Annotated in this window: 24 protein-coding genes; 13 read left to right on the top strand and 11 right to left on the bottom strand. The window is 28.7% G+C overall.

Features of this window, described 5'->3' with window-relative positions; translation table 11 throughout:
• On the bottom strand, positions 1 to 671 hold a 671-nt coding region (locus AVBRAN12654_RS08100), incomplete at its 3' end, for a cache domain-containing protein (protein WP_336614270.1).
• A 167-nt stretch (positions 672 to 838) separates the two neighbouring features.
• Positions 839 to 1,426 carry an NAD(P)H-dependent oxidoreductase gene (locus AVBRAN12654_RS08095; RefSeq protein WP_336614269.1) on the bottom strand — a complete coding sequence of 196 codons (588 nt, stop codon included), beginning with the start codon at positions 1,424 to 1,426 and terminating at the stop codon, positions 839 to 841.
• A gap of 97 nt (positions 1,427 to 1,523) precedes the next feature.
• On the opposite strand from AVBRAN12654_RS08095, the gene AVBRAN12654_RS08090 reads away from it, so the two are divergent.
• Positions 1,524 to 1,844, top strand: a complete 321-nt coding sequence (locus AVBRAN12654_RS08090; RefSeq protein WP_214119912.1) for a winged helix-turn-helix transcriptional regulator — start codon at positions 1,524 to 1,526, stop codon at positions 1,842 to 1,844.
• Between the two features lies 1 nt (position 1,845).
• Here the strand turns inward: AVBRAN12654_RS08090 and AVBRAN12654_RS08085 are convergent, their stop codons facing one another.
• Positions 1,846 to 2,442 carry a shikimate kinase gene (locus AVBRAN12654_RS08085; RefSeq protein ID WP_214118152.1) on the bottom strand — a complete coding sequence of 199 codons (597 nt, stop codon included), beginning with the start codon at positions 2,440 to 2,442 and terminating at the stop codon, positions 1,846 to 1,848.
• The gene (locus AVBRAN12654_RS08080) at positions 2,439 to 3,773 is read right to left on the bottom strand and encodes a class II 3-deoxy-7-phosphoheptulonate synthase (protein WP_214150298.1); all 1,335 of its coding nucleotides are present in this window, start codon (positions 3,771 to 3,773) and stop codon (positions 2,439 to 2,441) included. Before AVBRAN12654_RS08080 ends, AVBRAN12654_RS08085 begins: the two co-directional genes overlap by 4 nt.
• Before the next feature lie 72 nt (positions 3,774 to 3,845).
• On the opposite strand from AVBRAN12654_RS08080, the gene rarD reads away from it, so the two are divergent.
• From rarD to recG, 7 genes are read left to right on the top strand one after another with little or no spacing between them, the layout of a single operon-like run.
• The gene (gene rarD, locus AVBRAN12654_RS08075; protein ID WP_336614268.1) at positions 3,846 to 4,709 is read left to right on the top strand and encodes an EamA family transporter RarD; all 864 of its coding nucleotides are present in this window, start codon (positions 3,846 to 3,848) and stop codon (positions 4,707 to 4,709) included.
• Complete coding sequence (locus AVBRAN12654_RS08070) at positions 4,706 to 5,149, top strand: hypothetical protein (RefSeq protein ID WP_336607430.1); 444 nt, start codon at positions 4,706 to 4,708, stop codon at positions 5,147 to 5,149. The genes rarD and AVBRAN12654_RS08070 overlap by 4 nt, the downstream gene beginning before the upstream one ends.
• A 1-nt stretch (position 5,150) precedes the next feature.
• Positions 5,151 to 5,633 carry a hypothetical protein gene (locus AVBRAN12654_RS08065; protein WP_214118144.1) on the top strand — a complete coding sequence of 161 codons (483 nt, stop codon included), beginning with the start codon at positions 5,151 to 5,153 and terminating at the stop codon, positions 5,631 to 5,633.
• A 1-nt stretch (position 5,634) separates the two neighbouring features.
• Positions 5,635 to 6,450: a fumarylacetoacetate hydrolase family protein gene (locus AVBRAN12654_RS08060; protein WP_214119909.1), complete on the top strand. Its 816-nt coding sequence runs from the start codon at positions 5,635 to 5,637 to the stop codon at positions 6,448 to 6,450.
• 7 nt (positions 6,451 to 6,457) lie between these two features.
• A complete protein-coding gene (locus AVBRAN12654_RS08055; protein ID WP_336607431.1) occupies positions 6,458 to 7,612 on the top strand; it encodes a dehypoxanthine futalosine cyclase in 1,155 nt (384 codons plus the stop codon).
• Positions 7,605 to 8,735, top strand: a complete 1,131-nt coding sequence (locus tag AVBRAN12654_RS08050; RefSeq protein ID WP_214150296.1) for a M16 family metallopeptidase — start codon at positions 7,605 to 7,607, stop codon at positions 8,733 to 8,735. Before AVBRAN12654_RS08055 ends, AVBRAN12654_RS08050 begins: the two co-directional genes overlap by 8 nt.
• Positions 8,728 to 10,527 (top strand): ATP-dependent DNA helicase RecG, encoded by a 1,800-nt coding sequence (gene recG, locus AVBRAN12654_RS08045; protein ID WP_214119906.1) that lies wholly within the window; start codon positions 8,728 to 8,730, stop codon positions 10,525 to 10,527. The genes AVBRAN12654_RS08050 and recG overlap by 8 nt, the downstream gene beginning before the upstream one ends.
• On the opposite strand, the gene thrB is transcribed toward recG, so the two are convergent.
• The 7 genes from thrB to AVBRAN12654_RS08010 are packed head-to-tail and all read right to left on the bottom strand — an operon-like array spanning position 10,524 to position 15,664.
• Positions 10,524 to 11,414, bottom strand: coding sequence for a homoserine kinase (gene thrB / locus AVBRAN12654_RS08040; RefSeq protein ID WP_250325848.1), 891 nt, complete (start codon positions 11,412 to 11,414; stop codon positions 10,524 to 10,526). The two genes, recG and thrB, sit on opposite strands and share 4 nt — an antisense overlap.
• An 8-nt stretch (positions 11,415 to 11,422) precedes the next feature.
• Positions 11,423 to 11,839, bottom strand: coding sequence for a tRNA threonylcarbamoyladenosine biosynthesis protein TsaB (locus AVBRAN12654_RS08035; RefSeq protein ID WP_214119905.1), 417 nt, complete (start codon positions 11,837 to 11,839; stop codon positions 11,423 to 11,425).
• Between the two features lie 8 nt (positions 11,840 to 11,847).
• The gene (gene lpxC / locus AVBRAN12654_RS08030) at positions 11,848 to 12,741 is read right to left on the bottom strand and encodes a UDP-3-O-acyl-N-acetylglucosamine deacetylase (protein ID WP_214119904.1); all 894 of its coding nucleotides are present in this window, start codon (positions 12,739 to 12,741) and stop codon (positions 11,848 to 11,850) included.
• 9 nt (positions 12,742 to 12,750) lie between these two features.
• Positions 12,751 to 14,127 carry a M23 family metallopeptidase gene (locus AVBRAN12654_RS08025; protein ID WP_214118130.1) on the bottom strand — a complete coding sequence of 459 codons (1,377 nt, stop codon included), beginning with the start codon at positions 14,125 to 14,127 and terminating at the stop codon, positions 12,751 to 12,753.
• A 9-nt stretch (positions 14,128 to 14,136) separates the two neighbouring features.
• Positions 14,137 to 14,934 carry a hypothetical protein gene (locus AVBRAN12654_RS08020; protein ID WP_214118128.1) on the bottom strand — a complete coding sequence of 266 codons (798 nt, stop codon included), beginning with the start codon at positions 14,932 to 14,934 and terminating at the stop codon, positions 14,137 to 14,139.
• A complete protein-coding gene (gene fliN, locus AVBRAN12654_RS08015) occupies positions 14,934 to 15,236 on the bottom strand; it encodes a flagellar motor switch protein FliN (RefSeq protein ID WP_214118125.1) in 303 nt (100 codons plus the stop codon). The genes AVBRAN12654_RS08020 and fliN overlap by 1 nt, the downstream gene beginning before the upstream one ends.
• The gene (locus AVBRAN12654_RS08010) at positions 15,236 to 15,664 is read right to left on the bottom strand and encodes a chemotaxis protein CheX (protein WP_214118123.1); all 429 of its coding nucleotides are present in this window, start codon (positions 15,662 to 15,664) and stop codon (positions 15,236 to 15,238) included. Before AVBRAN12654_RS08010 ends, fliN begins: the two co-directional genes overlap by 1 nt.
• A gap of 85 nt (positions 15,665 to 15,749) precedes the next feature.
• Here AVBRAN12654_RS08010 and AVBRAN12654_RS08005 point away from each other — a divergent pair, with 85 nt between their 5' ends.
• The 5 genes from AVBRAN12654_RS08005 to AVBRAN12654_RS07985 all read left to right on the top strand — a co-directional run.
• Positions 15,750 to 16,532 carry a sulfite exporter TauE/SafE family protein gene (locus AVBRAN12654_RS08005; protein WP_214118121.1) on the top strand — a complete coding sequence of 261 codons (783 nt, stop codon included), beginning with the start codon at positions 15,750 to 15,752 and terminating at the stop codon, positions 16,530 to 16,532.
• Positions 16,525 to 19,323: an excinuclease ABC subunit UvrA gene (uvrA, locus tag AVBRAN12654_RS08000; protein WP_336614267.1), complete on the top strand. Its 2,799-nt coding sequence runs from the start codon at positions 16,525 to 16,527 to the stop codon at positions 19,321 to 19,323. Before AVBRAN12654_RS08005 ends, uvrA begins: the two co-directional genes overlap by 8 nt.
• Positions 19,320 to 20,471 (top strand): M20 metallopeptidase family protein, encoded by a 1,152-nt coding sequence (locus tag AVBRAN12654_RS07995; protein ID WP_336614266.1) that lies wholly within the window; start codon positions 19,320 to 19,322, stop codon positions 20,469 to 20,471. The genes uvrA and AVBRAN12654_RS07995 overlap by 4 nt, the downstream gene beginning before the upstream one ends.
• Positions 20,472 to 20,591: 120 nt before the next feature.
• A complete protein-coding gene (locus AVBRAN12654_RS07990; protein WP_336614265.1) occupies positions 20,592 to 21,941 on the top strand; it encodes an AAA family ATPase in 1,350 nt (449 codons plus the stop codon).
• On the top strand, positions 21,938 to 22,306 hold a 369-nt coding region (locus tag AVBRAN12654_RS07985; protein ID WP_336614264.1), incomplete at its 3' end, for a hypothetical protein. The genes AVBRAN12654_RS07990 and AVBRAN12654_RS07985, both read left to right, overlap by 4 nt.

Here is a 22,306-nt window from a genome sequence, read left to right as displayed (position 1 = left end):
GATAAGCTTACAATCGCAATTATTATAAGTGCAGTAGTAATTATAAAAGTAATCATATTATTATAGCTTTGTTCTTCTGTATCTTTTGATACTTTTTCTATTGAAGTTTTGCTAATTGTCTCCCAAGATAACCAAGTCATAAAATAAAGACCGCTTGCTTTATCTTTGCTAGTGTATGATAATTTTTCCATTACTTTATTTGTATTTGCGTCTTCATAAAAATATCTAACATAACCATCGTTATTATCAGCACTCTTAATCATTTCTTGGACGAATTTCATACCTTTAGCGTCGTTTTCGTTATATTTATTAGTATTAATCCAAGATGATGATGGGTGATAATATATATTTGCATCTTTATCAAATACGGTGTAATAACTATTTGCTCTACCAAATCTTACTTTTGATAAATATTCTTGTAATTCAGCCTTAAAATTATTTAAAGTGCCATCGTTTTTATGCTTTTCATAAATAGCACCAGAATACCTTAAAACGCTTTCTACTAGGGCTTTAACCTGTTGTTTTTTAGCGGTTAAGATTTCATCTTCTACCGTATGTTTTGTGTAATTTACAGAGTAGTTATCATAGTATTTATGAAGTGATACTAAAACTATAGAATTAATTAAAATTCCAATGAATGAAAACAATGCAATTTTGGTTGATAGTTTCATAGTTTTTCCTTGTTTGTTGATTTAGATTAAGATTTTGATTATAGGTAATATGAACTTAAAAATATATAAATTATTTGTTTATAATTTAAATTATAAAATTATTAAAAATATTTAAAATAAATTTAATTTTTTTTAATTTTGGATTTAGAAAACCTAAATCCAAAATATTATTTTTTTACTATTTCATTTAAGATATGTTCTTTATAATCTTTAAAATATTTTTCTACTTGAGGGTCTTTTACTACATCATAACAAGCAAAAGTTCTAAGTGCACTCATACCTAAAAACTCGTGAGTTTTATGCAGATTTAAGCTAACTCCATCAATGCCAACACCACCAAAAAATTGCTCTTTATCGGTAAATGCTTCTTCAGGTGCATTCCAAGTCCAAGATAGCATATATTTTTTATTTTGACTAAGCCCACCAGAGCCGTATTTTTTACTAGCATCACTTCTACTTCTTCCATCACTAGCACATAATTTACCAAAAGCAGCTCCAAAAACTTTTGAAAAATATTCCCATACTATCCAAGGTGCATTCATCCAAAATCCTGGAATTTGATAAATTATAATATCAGCTCTTACATATTTTTCTACTTCTTCTAATACATCATATCCATCATCAATTATGGTTTGTTCTACATTAAAACCATTTTCTACTAAAGTATCATACGCAACTTGTTGCAAACTTGCATTCAGTCTTGCACCTGCATTAGCAAAAGCCTTAGCACCATTAACTAATAAAACATTTTTCATAATTTCTCCTTGTTTAAAAATAAAATTGTATTATAATTTTTACTTTATTTTAAGTCAATACGAACAAAATTGTTAGATACTAACCAAAAGGAGAGTAATGAAAAGAAAAAATGATTATAATAAATGTGGAATTTATTATACGCTAAACCTGATTTCAGGAAAATATAAAATGAGTATTTTGTATCTTTTATCAATCAATGAGATTATAAGATACAATGAACTTAAAAGAATGCTTGTTGGAATTTCTTTTAAGAGTTTAACAAAGGCATTAAAAGAATTAGAGCAAGATGATTTAATAATACGCACCGAATATCCGCAAATCCCACCTAAGGTTGAATATAGTCTAAGCAATAAAGGAAAATCATTAATACCAATTCTTAATATGATGTGTAAATGGGGAAGCAATAATAAGAGCTAAGTTAATTAGCTCTTATTGGGTTTAATTTAAACTTATCAGTTTTTATAGGTTTAATTTTACGATTTATTTTTCTATTTAGGCTAGGTTTTATAAAGGCTTTTCTAACATCATTTGTGATATTAGTGCCTAAGAAAAATTCTAAAATCTTAGCAAGTTCTCTTGCTTTTAGATTTAAAATATTTACTTTTATATCACAAGCGTTATTATAAAGTGGCATTCTTTTATCATAAAGCAATTTCGCCTTTTCATCAAATAATGGGCGTTTAGTATCGTTTTTAAGCCTTGTTGCGATTTTGTAAAAACTAAGGTCTAAAAACACTACAAAACCTAATTTTCTTAAATCTTGTAAATTAGCAAAACCACCGCCACAAGAGATGATTAAATCACTTTTTGTGGCTAATTCATCTCTTAATTCTTTTTCTAAATTCCTAAAATATTCTTCTCCATAACGCTCAAAAATCTCTTTAATCTCAAGCCCAGTTCTTTGTTTTATTATGCTATCAGTATCTACTACTTCTTTTTTAATAATCTTACTAAGCCTTCTTGCAGTTGTGCTTTTACCACAGCCCATAAAACCGATTAAAACAATGTTTTTCATTTTTGCTTCATTAATTCAGCTATTAAAAATGCAAGTTCTAATGCTTGGTCTGCATTTAATCTAGGATCGCATTGGGTCTCATAGCGTCTTGCTAAATCGCTTTCGCTAACTCCTACGCTTCCGCCTAAACATTCGGTTACATTTTGTCCTGTCATTTCAAAATGAACCCCACCAGGAATTATATTATTAGCTCTTGCAATATGCCAGAAATTTTTAACTTCATCTAAAATATCATCAAATTTTCTAGTCTTATAGCCATTTACGCTTTGAGTATTGCCGTGCATTGGGTCTATGCTATAGATTATATTTCTTTGTTCTTTGCTTAATTCTTTAAAGATATTTTCAAGATTTTTAATCTTACTAGCACCCATTCTAATGATTATATTTAATCTTCCTGCTTCATCTTGTGGATTTAGCTTATCAGCTAAGGCTAATATATCACTAGCACTAGCATTAGGTCCTATTTTAACACCTATTGGATTTTTAACTCCACTTAAAAAATGCACATGAGCATCATCAAGCCCACGAGTTCTCTCGCCAATCCATAGCATATGAGCTGAACAATCATAATAAGCTCCACTTAAGCTATCTATTCTAGTAAGTGCTTCTTCGTAAGGTAAAAGCAAGGCTTCGTGGCTTGTGTAGATTTTTGTTTCGTGTAATCTAGCATCATTTAAGCTAGTTATTCCACAAGCCTTAAAAAAATCAAGTGCTTCTGTTAATCTTTGAGTTAAAAGTGCGTATTTATCATCAATATCAGCGCGTCTTACGAAACCTAAATTCCATTTATGCACTTGGGCTAAATCAGCTAATCCACCTACGCTAAATGCACGAAGCAAATTAAGCGTAGCAGAGCTTTGCATATAAGCTTTTAGCATTTTTTTAGCTTTTGGAACTCTTGCACTTTCGCAAAACTCACAATCATTTATAATATCTCCACGATAACTTGGTAAGCTTATACCATCTTTATTCTCAAAATCAGAGCTTCTAGGCTTTGCAAATTGTCCTGCCATACGAGCAATTTTTACTACTTTTTTTGACCCACCAAATTGCAAAACTAATGCCATTTGCAAAAATAATTTAAACATATCACGGATATTATTTGCACTAAAATCATTAAAACTTTCAGCGCAATCACCACCTTGCAATAAAAACGCATCTCCTTTACAAACTGCTGCTAATTCGTTTTTTAATTCATTTGCTTCCATAGCAAATATTAAAGGTGGATACGATTTTAATTCATTTACTACATTTTCTAATTCTTCCTTGTTTTCATAGTTTGGTTGCTGAAGAGCTTTATAATTTTTATATGAATCTAGCGACCAATTCATCGTTTCTCCTTTTTTTAATTTAGTAAATTATGATTATATGAGATAAGTTTTACATTTTAAGGAAAAATTTTTATGAATTATGGATTTTTTGTAGCTTTTGTTGTTTTTGTATTTTGGGGTTTAGTGCCTATTTTTTACAAACAACTTGATACATTAGATGCCTTTGTAGTAATGTCGCATAGGATAGTTTGGTCGGTTATATTTTTAGCAATATTTTTAATAATTATAGGGCAATTTAAAAAAGCTTTACAAGAATTAAAATCTTTAAAAATGGCTTTTAATCTTTTTATTTGTGGTGCTTTAATTAGTGGAGATTGGGGGCTTTATATTTATATGATTCAAAAGAATTTGATTTTAGAAACTTCTTTAGGATATTTTTTAAGCCCTTTATTTGGGATAATTTTTGCAAAAGTATTTTTAAAAGAAAATATGAGTAAATTAGGAATTATTAGTGTTAGTTTAGTGATTTTTGCGTGTTTATTTGAAGTAATTACTTTAGGAGCTTTACCTGTATTATCAATTACTTTAGCGCTCTTAGTTAATTTTTATACGATTATTCGTAAAAAAGTTTATGTAAGTAGCGTTTATGGGTTTTTCTTAGAGACATTATTAATCACTCCTTTTGCTTTAATATTTTTATTTTCTATCCCAACGAATTTAGCTCATTTTGATATTGATTATTTAGGAGTATTACTTGCACTTAGTGGGCTTGTAACCTTGCTACCTATGTTAGGATACAATTATGCTACGCAAAAATTAAGCTTAACATTACTTTCATATATGCAATATATTTGCCCGATAATTTCTTTTTTAGTTGCTATTTTTTTATACAATGAGCCAATAAATCAACATAAATTAATATCATTTATTATAATTTTTATAGCAGTAGCTTTAAGTGTTTATGATAATGTGTTTAAAAAAGGAAATAGACTATGAATGAAGTTGGAATTTATGTAATAGGTATAATTTTTATAGTATTGTTTTTCGTAACTATTTTAAAAAAGGTTTTTAAAGAGCTTGATAAACATGGAGATTTTGTAAGAAAAGAAGAAAAGAATACAGCTAATTTTACTCAAGAAGAAGTTTTAAGCCTAATTCATAATGAAAACGAAAAATGTGCATTATTGTGCGATAATTTAGAAGAAATATTTAATAAATATGCAGATTTAATGCCTGAAAGTGATAAAGAAAAAGCCTTAGCTTTAGTATCTGTTTTAAATACCATAAAGACTTTACCTAGCGATGAATTAAAAGATAAATTATTAAAACTTTTACCAGAATTTGAAGAGTGCGTTCAAAAATCTTTAGGAGATGAAAAAGCTAAAGAATTTTTTGATTTAGCAGCGTTAAAATATAATGAAATTTTTAAGGATTGAAATGAAAGAATTACTAATTAATAAGCTTTTTAAATTCTCAAATGAGCCTGTAAAATTTTTAGATTTAATAGAAGCAAATAGCCTTTATAATGAAGGAATGTTAATTGACCCAGCGAAATTGCATTTTAAGTTTAATTATTTTAATACTTATTTTATATATTTTATATTGTGCTTAATCGTGCTTACACCATTAACTATTGCTACTCATTTTTTATTTGAAAAAATTGACTTTCATTTTAGTTTAATTAGTGCTGTATTTGTAACTTCTGCTATTTTTATATGTTTTGATATTTTTAAGATTTATACAAGAAAAATAGCAAGTCTTAGACAAATAAAAGCAGCGTGGCAAATACATTTATCGCATTTTGAATATGAAAAATACAACGCAATTGTTGTTGAAATTTATAATAAAGCAAATGAACTTAGCATACCTAAGACTAAATTAGAGCAATATATTTTAGAAAATCTAGTAAAAAGGGGTTAGTATGAAATTGATTAGATTTATGAAAGATAATGTAGTTTATCATGGGAATTTAGGCGATAATAATAAGGTGGGTTATTTTAAAAATTATTCTTCTTATTTTGATAGATTAGAATTGATTGAAGATGCTTTTATGCTTAGCGAAGTTAAGTTATTATCTCCAATCAAATCTCCTTATCAAGATATTATATGCTTAGGGATAAATTATTTAGAACACGCAAAAGAAAGCTATAAATTTAAAGGAATTGAGTTTGATGGCAAAAGAGAAGAAGCTGTTTATTTTGCAAAAAGAGTAAATGAGTTTTCTAATCCATTTGATATTTTAGATATTAGTGGCGAAAAATTAGACTATGAATGCGAACTTGCATTTATACTTAGAAAAGATGCTTATAAATTAGATGATACAAGTGATTTTGATGATTATATTTTAGGATATACCATTTTAAATGATATTAGCGATAGGGCAATTCAAAACAAACATAAGCAATGGTATATGGGAAAAAGTTTAGCTAATTCTTGCCCGTTTGGTAGTTTTATAAATACAAGTCTTAGTATAAAAGAAGCAAGTAATTTAAAAATAGAATGTTTTGTAAATGATGAATTAAGACAAAGTTCTAATACTAATTTATTAATTTTTGATATTCCTTATATCTTAAAAGAATTATCAAATTACACCTGTTTAAAGGCTGGAACTATCATTAGCACAGGCACTCCAAGTGGTGTTGGAATGGGCTTTAATCCGCCTAAATTTTTAAAAAGTGGCGATAAGATTGAATGTAGAATAGAGCATCTTGGCTCATTAATAAATTATATAAAGTAAGGACAATATGAACGCAGCATTATTAAGTAAAAAAATAAATACAAATTATAAAACTTCAGTATTTAATATCCATAAAGATTGGGAAAATCCTTATGCACCAAAAGGAATAGTCCCAAGAATTACTAAAGAACAAGCGCTTAATTTATTAAGAAATTCTGATTTAGCTACTTTAGGTCAGATTGCTTATGCAGTAAAAAACAAGCTTCATCCAAGCAAACTTACTACTTTTGTAGTAGATAGAAATATTAATTACACAAATATTTGTTTAGTTGATTGTAAATTCTGTGCTTTTTATCGCCACGCAAAGGATAGTGATAGTTATATTTTAACATACGAGCAAATCGGACAAAAGATTGAAGAATTATTAGCAATTGGTGGCACTCAAATATTATTTCAAGGTGGAGTGCATCCAAAGCTTGATATTACTTGGTATGAAGATTTATTAAGATATATAAGCACAAATTATCCTAGTATTACAATTCACGGCTTTAGTGCAGTTGAGATTGAATATATTGCAAAAATTAGCAAAATTAGCACTAAAGAAGTATTAAAAAGAATGAGCGATTGTGGGCTATTTTCTATCCCTGGAGCAGGTGCAGAGATTTTAAGCGATAGAGTAAGAGATATGGTAGCACCTAGTAAATGCGATACTGCTACTTGGCTAAGAATTCATAAAGAAGCTCATGAATTAGGCTTACTTAGTAGTGCAACTATGATGTTTGGGCATGTTGAAAGCGATGAAGAAATAATTGAGCATTTAGACTATTTAAGAAATCTTCAAGATATAACAGGTGGCTTTAGAGCTTTTATTTTATGGAGTTTTCAAGGTAAAAACACTAGATTAAAGGCTGAAAATCCACATTTAATGAATGCAAGTTCTAATAGATATTTAAGATTATTAGCAATTTCTAGAATATATTTAGATAATTTTGCAAACATTCAAAGCTCTTGGGTTACTCAAGGAAGTGCAGTAGGGCAACTTGCATTAAAATTTGGCGCAAATGACTTAGGCTCGACTATGATGGAAGAAAATGTTGTTGCAGCAGCAGGTGCAAAATATAGAATGAATGAACAGCAAATGATAGAATTAATCCGTGATTTAGGCGAAAATCCAGCTAAAAGAGATACAGCATATAATATTTTGGAATACTACAATGAATAATTTTGTGCATTTAAAAACCAATGATGATTTAGTATATATTAGTATTAGCTATCCTAATTATGGAAGGATTTTTCATAATGCTAATGCTATGGCAGCTGAGTTTTTTTACAATGAGAGTTTAGATGATGAGTTTTATATAAAATTAGAGCAAAGTGCAATTAATATTAGTGCTAGTGCTAATTATTTTGATTTTACATTTGATATAGTTTGTCTTAAAAAAGAGCTTGATAATTGCTTAAATGCTTTTAATAATATGCTTTTAAATACCGAAATTACTAATTTTGAATTAATTAAAAACAAAATAAAAAATTATTTTTTAATCCATATTCAAGATTACGATAATTTAGCAAAGATGAAATTATATGAGAATTATTTTAAAAATGATTTTAAAAATGATAAATTTGGCGATTTTGAAGCTTTAGATGAAAAAGAATTTAAAAACTATATTTTAAACCTTAAAAATCAAGCAAATAAGATAGTAATTAGTGCAAATTTAGATGATATTAGTAAGGTTAAAAAACTTTTAAACAATAAGCAAAGTTCTTATGAAAAATTAAAAACAAATGAGAGTTTTTATAAAGAAGAAAGCAAAGAAATATCACAAGCTTTTGTTAGGTTTATAAGCAGCGTAGAGATTAAAAGCATTTATGAAAGAGCTATTATAAGTCTTGCTATTTATGTTTTAGGCGGTGGATTTGGCTCAAGAATTACCGAAGAAATCAGAGTAAAAAGGGGCTTAGCTTATTCGGCTTTTGCGTTTTTAGTAGCGTTTAAGAAAAATTATCTTATTTCAGGCTATTTACAAACAAAAAATGAAAGCAAAAAAGAAGCTATAAAAATAGTTCAAGAAGAGTTTAAAAAATTAGTAGAATTTGGAATAAGCGAAGATGAGTTTAAAAAGGCTAAAGATTTTTTAGTAGGTAGTGAGATTTTAAAATACTCAACCACTCAAAATCGTCATAGCATTGCAAGTAGTGAGTGTTTTAGTGATTTAAAACAAGGCGAATTAAGGGAAATTACAAAGATAATTAAAGATTTAGAGCTTAAAACTTGTAATGATTTTTTAAAAAATCAAAAAAGTATTACCGAGCTTAGTTTTTATGTAATAGGTAATAATGAATAAGGATTTAGAAAAATTATCTTGTAAAGATATAGTTGAATTAGCTCTTTTAATGCCTAAAAAATTTGATGATTTAAGATTAAATAATGAGCCTATATTAAATGAGCTAAATTGCACAAAAGTTATAATAAAATCTAAAAAACAACTACCTGGCAAAAGGCTTAGTATAATTGCGTATTCATATAATTGGGAGTGTGAATGCACTATTACTATATTTAATCTAAGACCTTTTCATAATGCACTTTTTGCTATAAATAAAGAGCTAATTATTTATGGGAAATTAGGCGATTTTGCAGGACTTTTGCAATTTATTAATCCAAAAATCATTAAAGATAGTGGAGAAATCACTGCTAATTATTTGATAAAAGGTGTAAGTGATAAAGAGATTTGTAAGATAAAAAATAAATATTTAACTTACGAAGCTTTAAAAGAATTTAATTTATTAGATGAGCATATAAAATTGCTATTAATTATGAAAGAAAATAGCCAAGAAGCAATGAAATTGCTTAATTCAAAAGAATTAAACGAATGCTTAAAATTTGTTGAGATTTACCATCACATAAAAAGACTTAACGAAACTTATAAAAACGATACTTTATACAAAAAAATTAAAACTTTTGATATAAATAAATGGCTAAAATCTCTACCTTTTAAGCCGACAAGTGACCAGATAAATGCGATAAATGATATTAAAAATGACCTTGAAAGTATTCATCATAAAATTAGAATAGTAATGGGAGATGTTGGTTGTGGAAAAAGCTTAGTGATTTTTGCAGCAGCGCTTATGTGCTATCCTAAAAAAGTGGTTTTAATGGCACCAACAAGCGTTTTAGCCCAACAACTTTATAATGAAGCTAAAAGACTTTTGCCAGGGTTTTTAAAGATATTGCATTTTGTATCTAGCAAGACTAAATTAATGCAAGATGAATTAAAAGAAGCAAATTTTGTAATAGGCACTCACGCACTTTTGTGGGCTAGTTTAGATGATGCTACTTTAGTTATGGTTGATGAGCAACAACGATTTGGGGCTAAGCAAAGAATGAAGCTTAAAGATTTAGCTACAAATGATAAAGAAAATCCGCATTATATAGAGTTTTCAGCTACGCCAATACCAAGGACAACTGCATTAATTCATAGTGATATTTACAGCTATTCTTTCATAAAAGAACTACCATTTAAAAAAGAAATAGAAACAAAACTAATCACAATAGCAAATAGCAATGAATTATTTAATCACATAAAAAGTGAAAATAAACAAAATCATCAAGCAATAATAGTCTATCCTTTAATAGAAGAAAGTAAAAGCTCATCTTATAAACCACTTGAGAGTGTTATTAGCTTTTATGAGAAGAATTTTGATAAAGTTTATTACACTCACGGCAAGGATAAAGAAAAGGATAATATATTATTGCAATTTGCTGAAAATGGAAATGTATTACTAAGCACTACTATCGTAGAAGTTGGAATTTCACTGCCAAGATTAAGTATAATTGTAATCGTTGCACCAGAGCGATACGGCTTATCTACACTTCATCAACTTCGTGGAAGAGTAGGAAGAAATGGGGTTAAGAGCTATTGTTATTTGCTTAGCAAGTTTGAATTTAGTGATAGATTGATTAAATTTGCTAATACCTTAGATGGATTTAAAATAGCCGAAATTGACTTAGAAAACCGAAAAAGCGGGGATTTAATAGATGGAGATGTTCAGCACGGAATTAGTTTTAAGTATTTTGATGAGGTTTTAGATAAGGATATTTTATATAAAGCTAAGGAATATTTAAATAAGCAAAATTAGCTTATTATTATTCCTTGATTATTGAAATTAAGCTCTAATACTTTCATATTAGGAAAATTATTTTCTAGTATGGTTTTTAGTTTGTTTGCATCATCTTTATAACATAGATTAAAAAATGTTGAACCAGAACCACTTAAATTACTCATTAAAGCACCATTTTTACGAGCCAATTCACGCACTTTAAATAATTCAGGAACAGCTTTCATTCTACGATTTTCGTGAAGTTTGTCAAAACTTGCAATCTTTAACATTTCATAATTTTTACTCATAAAAGCTGCAGTTGTAAGTGAGCTTCTACTTATATTAAAGCTAGTATCAGTAAGGCTTAAATGCTTAGGTAAAGCCGAACGACTAACATTTGTTGAGATTTGTTTATTTGGGATACAAACTACTGCTTTAACATCACTAGAAATATCAGTTTTTATATATTTTACATTATCCTTATCAACTACCGAACAAACAAATCCACCAAGTGCCGCAGGGCTAATATTATCAGGATGATTTTCGTATATTAAGGCGTTGTTTAATATGGTATCTTTATTAACTTCAAGTCCTGCTAGATAATAAGCACTAGCAATTGCTCCTACAATTATAGAGCTAGAACTACCTAACCCACGACTTAAAGGAATATTGTTTATGAAATTAAAGCTAAATAAGTCTTTTTTACCAGTTAGCTTTATGTAAGTTTCATTAAAAATGGTAATAAATAAATTATGTTTTTTAAGATAAGGATTATCTTCACCTTCACCCTTAATAGATATTTTAAAAAAATTATTTCTTTTAATTATTGTTTCATTATAAAAGTCTAAAGCAAGTCCTAGACAATCAAATCCAGCACCTAAATTCGCACTAGTAGCGGGTGATTTTAAACATATTTCGTTTCTCATTTATATTCCTAAATAGCAGGTAAAAAATAATTTGGCAAATTACTTTCTAAGAATTTGAAATTATACTCATTTGGTATAAAAAACTCATCTTTAAAATTATCATTTTTAATTAATTTGATTTTATCATCAGCAAGGGTAAAATATAAGTTGTTATTAGCTTTTATTAAGTTATTCTTTGTAAATGTAAAACCACTAATTGCTTTTAATGGTATGTTTTTAACAAGGGCAATTGTGCTTAAAAATACATAAACAATTTTTAAAGACATATATGAGCCTGGTCCATTAGCATAGGCTAATTCGCTAAAATTATATTTATTTAATAGTTCTTGCATGATTTTTGGCAAATCTTCACTGGTTTTATTTATGATTTTGATTTCTTCTTTTAACAAATTATTATCATCATATATTCCAATGAGATTTGCCATAGGCACTACTAAAAGTTTAATGTGAATGCCTTTAATAAATCTTTGTTTGTATCATCACTAAGAGTTACTAATTCATAAGAATTTGGATTGTTTAGCAATTCAAGAGTTAGTTTATGATTTAAATCATGGCTACTTGCGTAAGCTTTATAGTTAGCAAAAGTTGCTTTACCTAACATATATAAATCACCAATCGCATCAAGGATTTTATGTCTTACAAATTCATTACTAAATCTTAATCCTTCAGGATTTAATATGCCATTATCATCTAAAACAACAGCGTTTTCTAAACTACCACCTAATGCTAATCCTTTTGATTTTAAATACTCAACATCTTTTAAAAACCCAAAAGTCCTAGCACTTGCAATTTCATTTATAAAATTTTGTTTATTAGCCTTGTAAATATAGTTTTGAGTATTAATTGATGGGTGCTTAAAGTTTATAGTAAAATCATAAGTAGGAGCATTTGTAGGACTAAGACTTGCAAATTTATCTCCTTCTTGAACTTTTATTTCTTTTTTAACAACAAATATTTGTTTTTTAGCGTCAAGTTGTTTAATACCTGCTTCATCAAGCATAGCACAAAAACCAGCTGCTGAACCATCTAAAACAGGTGCTTCATTTGCATCAATACTTATTAATAAATTATCAATTCCATAAGAGCTAACAGCACTCATTAAATGCTCAATTGTAGATATATAACCATCTTTATCTCCAATTACCGTAGCCATTTGAGTATTGATTACACTTTTATAATTTGCTTCGTAAAATTTATTAATATCTGTTCTATGAAATACCACTCCACTATTAGCACCTAGTGGGCTAAATTTTATCTTAATAGCACTACCTTTATGTAGTCCAATTCCAACATTTGTTACTTCTTTAGCTATTGTAGTTTGTAACATTTTTTTCCCTTATTTTTTGTTTATAACTTCTTTTGCTTTTTTGATAATTCCAAATATATTATCATTAAGCCACTTAGTATCCATCCACTCTTCTGGTCTTACCTCAACACCTTGAACCAAAACACCAAAATGTAAATGATCCCCTAATGCTAAACCACTTGTTCCTGTATTAGCTATAGTGCTTTTAGCATTAACTATATCGCCAATTTCTACATTTTTTTTAGTGCAGTGTCCATATAAAGTATAAAGACCTAAACCATGATCAATTATTAAATTTAATCCATAAATTCCATTATCTTGTGCGAAAACTATTTTACCATCATTTCCTAACACAATAGGTGCCATTTTTGTACTTGCTAAATCAAGTCCCATATGATAGCTTTCACTAATTTGATTTCCATTATATTTGTAATATCTATGGTCGCCAAAATCTGCAACTTTCATACCATTTTTTAGTGGTAAAAACGCATTTAGCTTAAAATCAGTTACTAATTCATTGCTTACTACTTGTGTAACTTTATGAATTAATTTTTCATTTTCTTGTCTTAATTTTGCATTCACAAAGTCAAATATTAAAGCTCTATCGCTTAAAGAATTATCAGAATTTGCTTCATACAAATCTCTAATTTTACCATCAATGAAAGCGTCTCCTACTTCAATATGTGAAACTCTATATTTTTTATTTGAGTAATAGTATGGAATTCTTTCTTTAATGATATTATTCGCTTTATCTTTTGCAACAATTCTAGCTTCAAATTCATCTCCATCTCTTAAGTCCCAAGCAATTAAAGCTATGTAATAATCATCTTTCATAAAAGGAGCAACTTTGAAAATTCTATTATTAACTTCTATATATAAATCAGTTAGATTATCATCTTGTGCGTAAAATACAACGCTAGCAGCACCGCCTTGAGTTATATTATATGAATTAGCTATTACGCTTACTTGAGGTTTTTTATTATCTACTATAACATTAATTATTTTTTCGCTTACATTTCCACCAAACCAATTCCACAAACTTTTATCATTAGCTTTAATATATATTGTGTATTTATCTAATTTTTCATTAAATTTTGGTTTTGGAAGGTCTAATTCAACATTAAATTCTTTGCCATTTAAAGTTTTATTTATTAATATATTTTTTGTTTCTTCGTTATCTTTACTAAATTCAACTTTTAAATTTTTTAGTCCTAAATTATCTTCAACTTTTAAATTTATTTTATCTCTAGCATTCCAATAAATTGTATCTTCTTGGTTGTTGTCTAAAGAAATATTAGGAGCAATTCTTTCAAAAGTATTTGAAAAAGCAATAAAACTTGCCAATACAACAACTATAATTATTGAAAAAAATATTGTTATTTTTGTTTTTTTATTTCTATTTCTCATTTTAACTCCTTATATTTTACTTATTTTTTCTTTATATGAATTAAGAGCATTTTGCTTTATCATATTTTGTAATTTTTGTTTGTTTTCTTCAAAATAACTTTCAAAATTCTCTTCAGTTTGATTAGGTGCATCAAGCCAAATATTTGTATTTCCTATTATTAATTTGTATCTTGAATTTTCATAATCAATAACTATGAATTTGTTATCTTTATCAAGTTGTTTTTCACAAATTACTACGGCTTGATTTTCATTAATATTTAAAAAACTAGCAACTTTTTGCTTAGAATTTAAATTAGATATTTTTCCTTTTTTTGCAAGTTGTCTTTTTACAAATATTAATACTAAAACTAATATTGCTAAAACACCTATCATTGAATACAATTTACTATCTATATTATTATCTTCTGCATATTTTATTTCATTATTTTGCACTTGGTTTGTGGTTTTTGGCATAACTCTAATTCTAAGCCCAAAACCATCATCTTTTGTAAGTGCAGGAATGACATTTATTTTTTCTTTTGTTTTAAATTCTAAAACCGTGCTTTCGCCTAATGGATACATTAATAATTGTTCTGCGTAAGGCATATTTAATATTTGAGAATTTCTTTCAGAAATTTTAACATTATTTAATACTACGCCTACATAATCGCTTCCACTTAATATTCTAATATCTCCATCTTTTGCGTTATATGGAGAATCAAAGCTTAGCATAACATCAATCCTATCATCTCTTTTATAAATATTATAATTTATGATATTGTTCGCAAAAAGATTTAAACTAATTAGTAGTAAGATTATTTTTTTCATCACAACTCTTTTTTAAAATATTGAATAACGGTTTTTGAGCTTAGTATTTCATTGATACGAATTGCTAAATTTCTTTCATAAACCATTACTTCGCCTTTACCAAAAATTCTATTATTTACATAAAGTTCTACACTCTCACCTGCTGGTTTTTCTAAATCAATAACAGAGCCAATTCCAAGTTCTAAAAATTCTCTAACGCTAAGTTGTGTAGTTCCTAACTCACTTATAAAATCTACGCTAACATCTAGCAATTCTTCATAAGTTGCATTTAGAATTCTAGTAGGTTGCTCTTGTGTTTGCATTATTTTTTCTTCTCTACTATACCAACGCAAAAGGTATTATTTTCTAATTTATAAAAAAACTCGTGAGTAAAGCCTAATTTAAAATCACTTACCCTTCCTAAATATTCAGGCACACTAATTGAATAATCATCATAAGCATCAGCTAATAATCTTTTTGCATAGCCTATGATTTGATTTGCTACTTCTTTGCATAAATCACAATAATCATCTTCACTCATCTTATCATCATCGCCTAATAATCTTGAAGCAAGAGCTTGTAAGCTTTCTTTTTTAAATATTAAATAACAAAATAATTCTTTTACATTATCTCCTAAACAAATACTAGCACCATAATATTCAGCTTCATCTAAAGAATTTGTGGTTTCTAATTTACTTCTTAAAATATGTTTAAAAAAATGTTTAACTGAATAATCAATTGTATCAAGCATTAATCTTTCCTTAAATAAGTTTTAATTATTATAAGAAAGAAAAGTGTAAGCTAAGTTAATTAAGATTACGCCTTAGGAGTTTTTTATGATAGAAGAATATACATTACTTACTTATATTATTTTTATTTTAGATGGGCTTTTAGTTGGTTTTACTGCAGGGCTTTTTGCAATAGGTGGTGGGACTGCTGTTGTGCCTATTATGACAACTTTTGTTGGGTATTCACCTAAGATTGCTGTTGGAATTAGCGTTATGCAAATGGTTTTTTCATCTTTTTATAATTCGTATTTAAATTATAAAAAAGGCACATTGCAAGTAAAAAATGCTTTATATCCTGCTTTAGGTGGTTTAGTTGGTGGTTTTAGCGTTGGTTTTATTATGAAATTTGCAAGTAATTTAATGATTGCTTATATTATTTGTTTTTTAATTATTTGGGCTATTGTTAAACTTTATTTTACTCCTGCAAATCCAATTGAGCCTGAAAAGAATTCAAAATTATTACAATTTTTCGTAGGTTTAATAATAGGTGCAATTGCTACAAGTGGCGGGATAGGTGGTGGAGCATTACTCACGCCTGCTTTAGTTGCAATTTGTAATTTTAATATCAAAAAAGCTGCTTCATTTAGCGGTCTTTTTGTAGCTTTTGCTGGAAGTGCTGCTTTTGTTTCTATGGCAATTACAAATCATGTTGATTATACTGCTGGTGCAATAATTGCTATTTCAAGTTTGCCTGGAGTTTGGGTTGGTAATTGGCTGTTTCATAAAATTAGCAATAATACGCAAAAAAAACTTTTCATAGGATTTTTATTGTTTGTATTGACCTTATCAATAATAGAAGTTCTAAAACAACACGGAGTATTTAATGAATAATGAAATTCAAGTTATAAACGCAAGTGAAAATAACTTAAAAAATATAAGTCTAACACTACCTAAAAATAAATTAATAGTTTTTACAGGGCTTAGTGGTAGTGGAAAATCTACTTTAGCTTTTGATACGCTTTATGCAGAAGGACAACGCCGTTATATAGAAAGCCTTAGTGCTTATGCTAGGCAATTTTTAGATAAATTTAGAAAACCAAATGTAGAAAAAATAGAAGGCTTAACCCCTGCTATTGCAATTGATCAAAAATCAACTAGCAAAAACCCACGCTCAACCGTTGGAACAATTACTGAAATATATGATTATTTAAGACTTTTGTATTCAAAAATTGGAGTTCAGCATTGTCATAAATGCGGAGAAAAAATCAATAAAATGGATACAGAAGATATAATAAACGAAATGGCAAAATTTAGCGAAAAGGCAATGATTTTAGCTCCTTTAGTTAAAGAAAAAAAAGGCACATTCGCACCACTTCTTGAAAGCCTAAAAGCTCAAGGTTTTATAAATATTTTAATAAACGGCACACTAACACGACTAGATGAGCCAATAGAATTAGCTAAAACTAAAAAGCATACTATTAAATTAGTAGTTGATAGGCTAAGAATTAGTGATGATAATAAAAGTCGTTTAGCTCAAGCTGTTGAAAAAGCTTTAAGTCTAAGTTATGGTGAGTGTGAGTTAGAATTATTAGAAAGTAATAAAAATATTCATTATTCGCTTCATAATGCTTGTTTTAAATGTAAAATTTCATTTAATAAACTTGAGCCTTTAAGCTTTTCATTTAATAGTCCTAAAGGAGCTTGTTCTTTATGTGATGGTTTAGGCATTAGAATGAGTATTGACCAAGAAAAAATCATAAATTATGAAAGAAGCATAGAAGATGGTGCAGTTCGCACTATGATGGGCTTTAATAAAAGTTATTATTCAAAGTTACTTTTAGCATTTTGTGAAGCAGAAAAAATCCCTACAAATAAGCCTTATGAAGAATTAAGTGAATATCAAAAAAAGCTTATTTTATACGGAAGTGCTACGGAATTTAGCTTTTTATGGAATAAACATAATATCAAAAAAACTTTTGATGGAGCTATTAAGATAAGTTATGAAATCTTAAAAGATGATAAAGATTTTAACGAATACATAACAGAAAAAACCTGCCCATCTTGTAAAGGCTTTAGATTAAACGAGCAAAGTTTAGCTGTGTTAGTAAATGGCAAAAGCATAGCTGATGTTATTAGCACACCTATTGAAGAGATTTGCGAATTTTTTAAAATAGAGAATTTTAATAATTTAAATAAGCAAGATTATGAAATATCTTATCCTATTATTAAAGAAATTAATGAAAGATTATTTTTCTTAAATGATGTTGGCTTGGGGTATTTAACACTAGGTAGAGATGCAAGGACAATTAGTGGTGGAGAAGCTCAAAGAATTAGGATTGCTTCTCAAATTGGAAGTGGATTAAGCGGGGTTTTATATGTATTAGATGAGCCTAGCATAGGTCTTCACGAAAGAGATACACAAAAACTAATAAATACTCTAAAAAGCTTGCAGGCTAAAGGAAATACTCTAATAGTAGTAGAACACGATAGAAAGACAATTGAGAGTGCTGATGTAATCGTTGAGATTGGACCTAGGGCTGGAACTAGTGGTGGGGAGATTATCTTTAATGGCACTTATAAAGAATTGCTTAAAAGCAAATGCGAAACTGCATTGTATATAAATCGTAAAAAAGACATAGACCTTTATAAGGCTAGAAAGAGTGATGAATATTTAGAATTAAGCGGAATTAATCAAAACAATATAAAGGATTTAAGTGTGAAATTCCCACTTAGGAATTTAGTTTGTGTAACAGGAGTAAGCGGTAGTGGTAAAAGCTCATTAATGCTGCATTCACTTCTACCAATTGCAAGAGCAAATCTAAATAGAGCAAAAGCAGTAATTAATGATATTACATACAAAGGTCTTGATAAATTAGACAAAGTAATTTTTCTAGATCAAAGTCCAATAGGAAAAACTCCAAGAAGCAATCCAGCAACATATACAGGGCTTATGGATGAGATTAGGAATTTATTTGCAAATGTTCCTGAAGCACAGATTAGAGGATATAAAATCGGTCGCTTTAGCTTCAATGTTGCAGGTGGAAGGTGTGAAAAATGTAGCGGAGAAGGTGAGCTTAAAATCTCTATGCACTTTTTACCCGATGTAAATATTACCTGTGATGCTTGTGGGGGTAAAAGATACAACCATCAAACACTAGAGATTAAATATAAAGACAAAAATATAGCTGATGTTTTAGAAATGAGTGTAGCAGAAGCTTATGAGTTTTTTGCAAAACACCCTAAGATTAAGCAAAAATTAAAGACCTTAATGGATGTAGGGCTTGATTATATAACCTTAGGTCAAAACGCTACAACCTTAAGTGGTGGGGAAGCTCAAAGGATAAAAATATCTAAAGAATTAAGCAGAAGTGATACAGGAAATACACTTTATTTACTTGATGAACCAACTACGGGGCTTCATTTTGCAGATACGCAAAAATTAGTAAAAGTGTTGCAGCATTTAGTAGATGCTGGAAATAGTGTTTTTGTAATTGAGCATAATTTGGATTTAATCAAAAACGCTGATTATATTATAGATATGGGTCCTGAAGGCGGTTTTAGGGGTGGTAAGATAATTGCGACAGGTAATCCATTAGAACTTGCTAAAAAATACGCTGATAAAAGCTATACAGCAAAGTTTTTGGCACAAGAATTTAAAGAAATGAAAAAGGAGTTAAAATGATAGAAGAGATTAAAAAACTTTCAAGCGAGTTTATAGAGATTAGAAAATGTATTCACGAAAATCCTGAACTAGGATTAAAAGAATTTAAAACAGCAAAGTTAGTTGCGAACAAATTAAGAGAATTTGGCGTAGAAGTTTATGAAAATGTAGGCGTAACAGGAGTTGTTGGGGTTTTAAAGAAAGGTAATTCAAATAAAAGTATAGCTTTAAGAGCTGATATGGATGCACTTGTAATAAACGAAGCTAGTGGAGTAAGCTATGCTTCTAAGAATGAAGGTTTAATGCACGCTTGTGGGCATGATGGACATACGGCGAGTTTATTATTAGCGGCTAAATATTTAAGTAAGAGTGAATTTGATGGCACTATTAATTTTGTCTTTCAACCTGCTGAAGAAGGTAGAGGCGGTGCTAAAGCTATGATTGATGATAATTTATTTACTAGATTTAAGAGTGATTTTATATTTGGTTATCACAATATCCCAAGTAAAACTAATAAATTATTTTGTCTTAAGCGTGGGGCTATGATGGCAGGAGCTGACGCACTTAGGGTAAATATTAGTGGAGTTGGTGGGCATGGTAGTGCTCCTGAAAAAGCTAGTGATATAATGGGTGCGATGGCTCATTTTATAACCCAAGCGGGATTTATAACTGCTAGAAATATAGCAGCTAAAAATCAAGCTGTTATAACATTTGGAGCAGCTCTAAGTGGAAATGAAACTAGCTTTAATATCTTACAAGATAAGGCATTATTACTTGCTAATATTAGAACCTTTAATAATGATGATAGAAATACGATAATAGAGCAATTAAACAATATTGCTAAATCTTGCGAGTTACTTTTTAAGGTAAAAGTTGAGCTTGAATTTATTCAAATAGGAGCAGCTACAATTAATGATGATGAAGCGCAAAAATTAGCTTTTGGTGTAGCGTGTGAATTATTTGGAGAGCAAAATTGTGATGAATTTCACGAGCCATTAATGGGTAGCGAAGATTTTTCTTTTATGTTAGAGCATTGCAAAGGTGCTTATGCCTTTATTTTAAATAAGAATGATTATTATCTACACGACCCTAGATATATTTATGATGATGATACTTTAGTTAATGCCGCTGCATTTTATTCAGGAGTATGTTTAAAATACTTAAAATAATTTCATTTAGGAATTTTAATTTATAAAATTCCTAAAATTTTTTTAAAAAATTCTATATGGACATAATCAGGACTACCCATTTGCTACAATCCTTTTACATTTTATAAAAAAGGATAAAAAATGAAAGAACGCATTTTGAAAATGAAAAAGGATTTAAGCCTTGGGCTTGTTGGCAAAGATGATATTATAAATCTTAGTATTTTATGCTTTTTAGCAGGTGAGAGTGTATTTTACTATGGACCTCCAGGAACTGCAAAAAGCCTTGTAGCAAGAAGAATTAGCAATATTTTTAAAGACGCAAATTATTTTGAATATCTTATGAATAGATTTAGCACTCCTGAAGAAGTTTTTGGACCGCTATCTTTAACTTCACTTAAAAACGATGAGCTAAAACGCCAAATTGAAGGCTTTTTGCCAACTTCTAATGTGGTGTTTTTAGATGAGATTTGGAAAAGCTCACCTGCAATACTCAACACGCTTTTAACGATAATAAATGAAAAAATCTATAAAAATGGCAAAGATATAATAGATGTGCCACTACTTGGACTTATTGCTGCAAGTAATGAATTTCCTGATGAAGGAGAAGGATTAGAAGCATTATATGATAGGTTTTTAATGAGACTTGTAGTGCCAAGACTTACTCAAAAAAGAGATTTAACAAAGCTTTTAAATGGTAATGAGCAAGGTGCAAATGTAGATATTGCAAATGCTTTTAGCCTAGATGAATTAAAAATGATAAAAGAAAATTCTCTTAAGGTAAGGCTTGGTAAAGAAGTAATAGACGCGATAATTGATATCAAAAAAGAGCTAGCAAAGATTGAAATAGATGTAAGCGAAAGAAGGCTTTTAAAGGCTATTAAGATAATAAAAACTAGCGTTTATTTAAGCGGTAGAGATGAGGTGATTTGCGAGGATTTAGAGCTTTTGAAGCATTGTTTTTGGACTAATTTAGATGATATAAAATCAGTCAGTGATATTATTGATAAATACACTAAAAGTGAGTTTTTGAAAAACGCAAATAAGAGCATAGAGCTAAATAGTGAATTTTATAAATACATAAACTCAATGCTAGTTAGTAAATTTCCTGATATTAAAAGTATCCCAAATGATAGTGGTTTAAGCACTTTTTATCTAGCAGTGCATTCAGATGTGCTTAATAAAAAGCTTGATTTAATCTTTAATCCTAGTAATGCTTTTAGCGTAAATGAGTTAGGTGATATTAGTTTTAAATTAGATATGAATAGTGTTTTTTTGGCTAAAGATAATAAAATCATAGAAAAAATCCCACTTAAATCAAACGATATAAGCTTTATAAAAATGGGCTTTAATGCTGTATGCGACAAGCTTGAAAGTGTAGAATTAAACAGCGGAACTTATGAAAATATTTTCTTAGGGTTTAGCATAAAGCTTGGTATGGATAATAAAGAAGAGCTTTTAAGTATTGCAAAAACTATGAGAGATAATCTATGATAGAAGATATTAGAAATTATAGAACCGCTATTTTTAGTAGTGAAAATATATTGGCTAAAAATATAAATGATGAGTATTTTAATGCTTGTTTGGATGTTTTTGCAAAATTTAGCAAGGATTTTGGTTTTATAAAATACGGCGATACTGAAAATATTAAGCAGATTTTAAGCGATATAGAATGCCTTTTTGATAGTGAATTAAAAAGGCAAAATCTATTAGAATTAGTGCATTTTGCTAAAAATGCTTATCAAAATTATAAAAAGCACTTGCAAGATAATATTAAAGAAAATAATGCTTTTCTAAATGAAGATGAGCAAATAGACAACGAAGAAAACCTTGAAGAAGTAAAAGATGATTTACAAGAT

Source organism: Campylobacter sp. RM12654 (assembly GCF_020137585.1).
Lineage (GTDB): Bacteria > Campylobacterota > Campylobacteria > Campylobacterales > Campylobacteraceae > Campylobacter_E.
The sequence above is the reverse complement of the archived record's forward strand: the minus strand, read 5'-3'. Positions and strand labels throughout refer to the sequence as shown.

What these genes read in the sequence shown, in the direction of transcription:
- AVBRAN12654_RS08095 (WP_336614269.1), bottom strand. Translation starts at nt 1,426, where the DNA reads ATGAAAAATGTTTTATTAGTTAATGGTGCTAAGGCTTTTGCTAATGCA.
- AVBRAN12654_RS08090 (WP_214119912.1), top strand. Translation starts at nt 1,524, where the DNA reads ATGAAAAGAAAAAATGATTATAATAAATGTGGAATTTATTATACGCTA.
- AVBRAN12654_RS08085 (WP_214118152.1), bottom strand. Translation starts at nt 2,442, where the DNA reads ATGAAAAACATTGTTTTAATCGGTTTTATGGGCTGTGGTAAAAGCACA.
- AVBRAN12654_RS08080 (WP_214150298.1), bottom strand. Translation starts at nt 3,773, where the DNA reads ATGAATTGGTCGCTAGATTCATATAAAAATTATAAAGCTCTTCAGCAA.
- rarD (WP_336614268.1), top strand. Translation starts at nt 3,846, where the DNA reads ATGAATTATGGATTTTTTGTAGCTTTTGTTGTTTTTGTATTTTGGGGT.
- AVBRAN12654_RS08070 (WP_336607430.1), top strand. Translation starts at nt 4,706, where the DNA reads ATGAATGAAGTTGGAATTTATGTAATAGGTATAATTTTTATAGTATTG.
- AVBRAN12654_RS08065 (WP_214118144.1), top strand. Translation starts at nt 5,151, where the DNA reads ATGAAAGAATTACTAATTAATAAGCTTTTTAAATTCTCAAATGAGCCT.
- AVBRAN12654_RS08060 (WP_214119909.1), top strand. Translation starts at nt 5,635, where the DNA reads ATGAAATTGATTAGATTTATGAAAGATAATGTAGTTTATCATGGGAAT.
- AVBRAN12654_RS08055 (WP_336607431.1), top strand. Translation starts at nt 6,458, where the DNA reads ATGAACGCAGCATTATTAAGTAAAAAAATAAATACAAATTATAAAACT.
- AVBRAN12654_RS08050 (WP_214150296.1), top strand. Translation starts at nt 7,605, where the DNA reads ATGAATAATTTTGTGCATTTAAAAACCAATGATGATTTAGTATATATT.
- recG (WP_214119906.1), top strand. Translation starts at nt 8,728, where the DNA reads ATGAATAAGGATTTAGAAAAATTATCTTGTAAAGATATAGTTGAATTA.
- thrB (WP_250325848.1), bottom strand. Translation starts at nt 11,414, where the DNA reads ATGAGAAACGAAATATGTTTAAAATCACCCGCTACTAGTGCGAATTTA.
- AVBRAN12654_RS08035 (WP_214119905.1), bottom strand. Translation starts at nt 11,839, where the DNA reads ATGGCAAATCTCATTGGAATATATGATGATAATAATTTGTTAAAAGAA.
- lpxC (WP_214119904.1), bottom strand. Translation starts at nt 12,741, where the DNA reads ATGTTACAAACTACAATAGCTAAAGAAGTAACAAATGTTGGAATTGGA.
- AVBRAN12654_RS08025 (WP_214118130.1), bottom strand. Translation starts at nt 14,127, where the DNA reads ATGAGAAATAGAAATAAAAAAACAAAAATAACAATATTTTTTTCAATA.
- AVBRAN12654_RS08020 (WP_214118128.1), bottom strand. Translation starts at nt 14,934, where the DNA reads ATGAAAAAAATAATCTTACTACTAATTAGTTTAAATCTTTTTGCGAAC.
- fliN (WP_214118125.1), bottom strand. Translation starts at nt 15,236, where the DNA reads ATGCAAACACAAGAGCAACCTACTAGAATTCTAAATGCAACTTATGAA.
- AVBRAN12654_RS08010 (WP_214118123.1), bottom strand. Translation starts at nt 15,664, where the DNA reads ATGCTTGATACAATTGATTATTCAGTTAAACATTTTTTTAAACATATT.
- AVBRAN12654_RS08005 (WP_214118121.1), top strand. Translation starts at nt 15,750, where the DNA reads ATGATAGAAGAATATACATTACTTACTTATATTATTTTTATTTTAGAT.
- uvrA (WP_336614267.1), top strand. Translation starts at nt 16,525, where the DNA reads ATGAATAATGAAATTCAAGTTATAAACGCAAGTGAAAATAACTTAAAA.
- AVBRAN12654_RS07995 (WP_336614266.1), top strand. Translation starts at nt 19,320, where the DNA reads ATGATAGAAGAGATTAAAAAACTTTCAAGCGAGTTTATAGAGATTAGA.
- AVBRAN12654_RS07990 (WP_336614265.1), top strand. Translation starts at nt 20,592, where the DNA reads ATGAAAGAACGCATTTTGAAAATGAAAAAGGATTTAAGCCTTGGGCTT.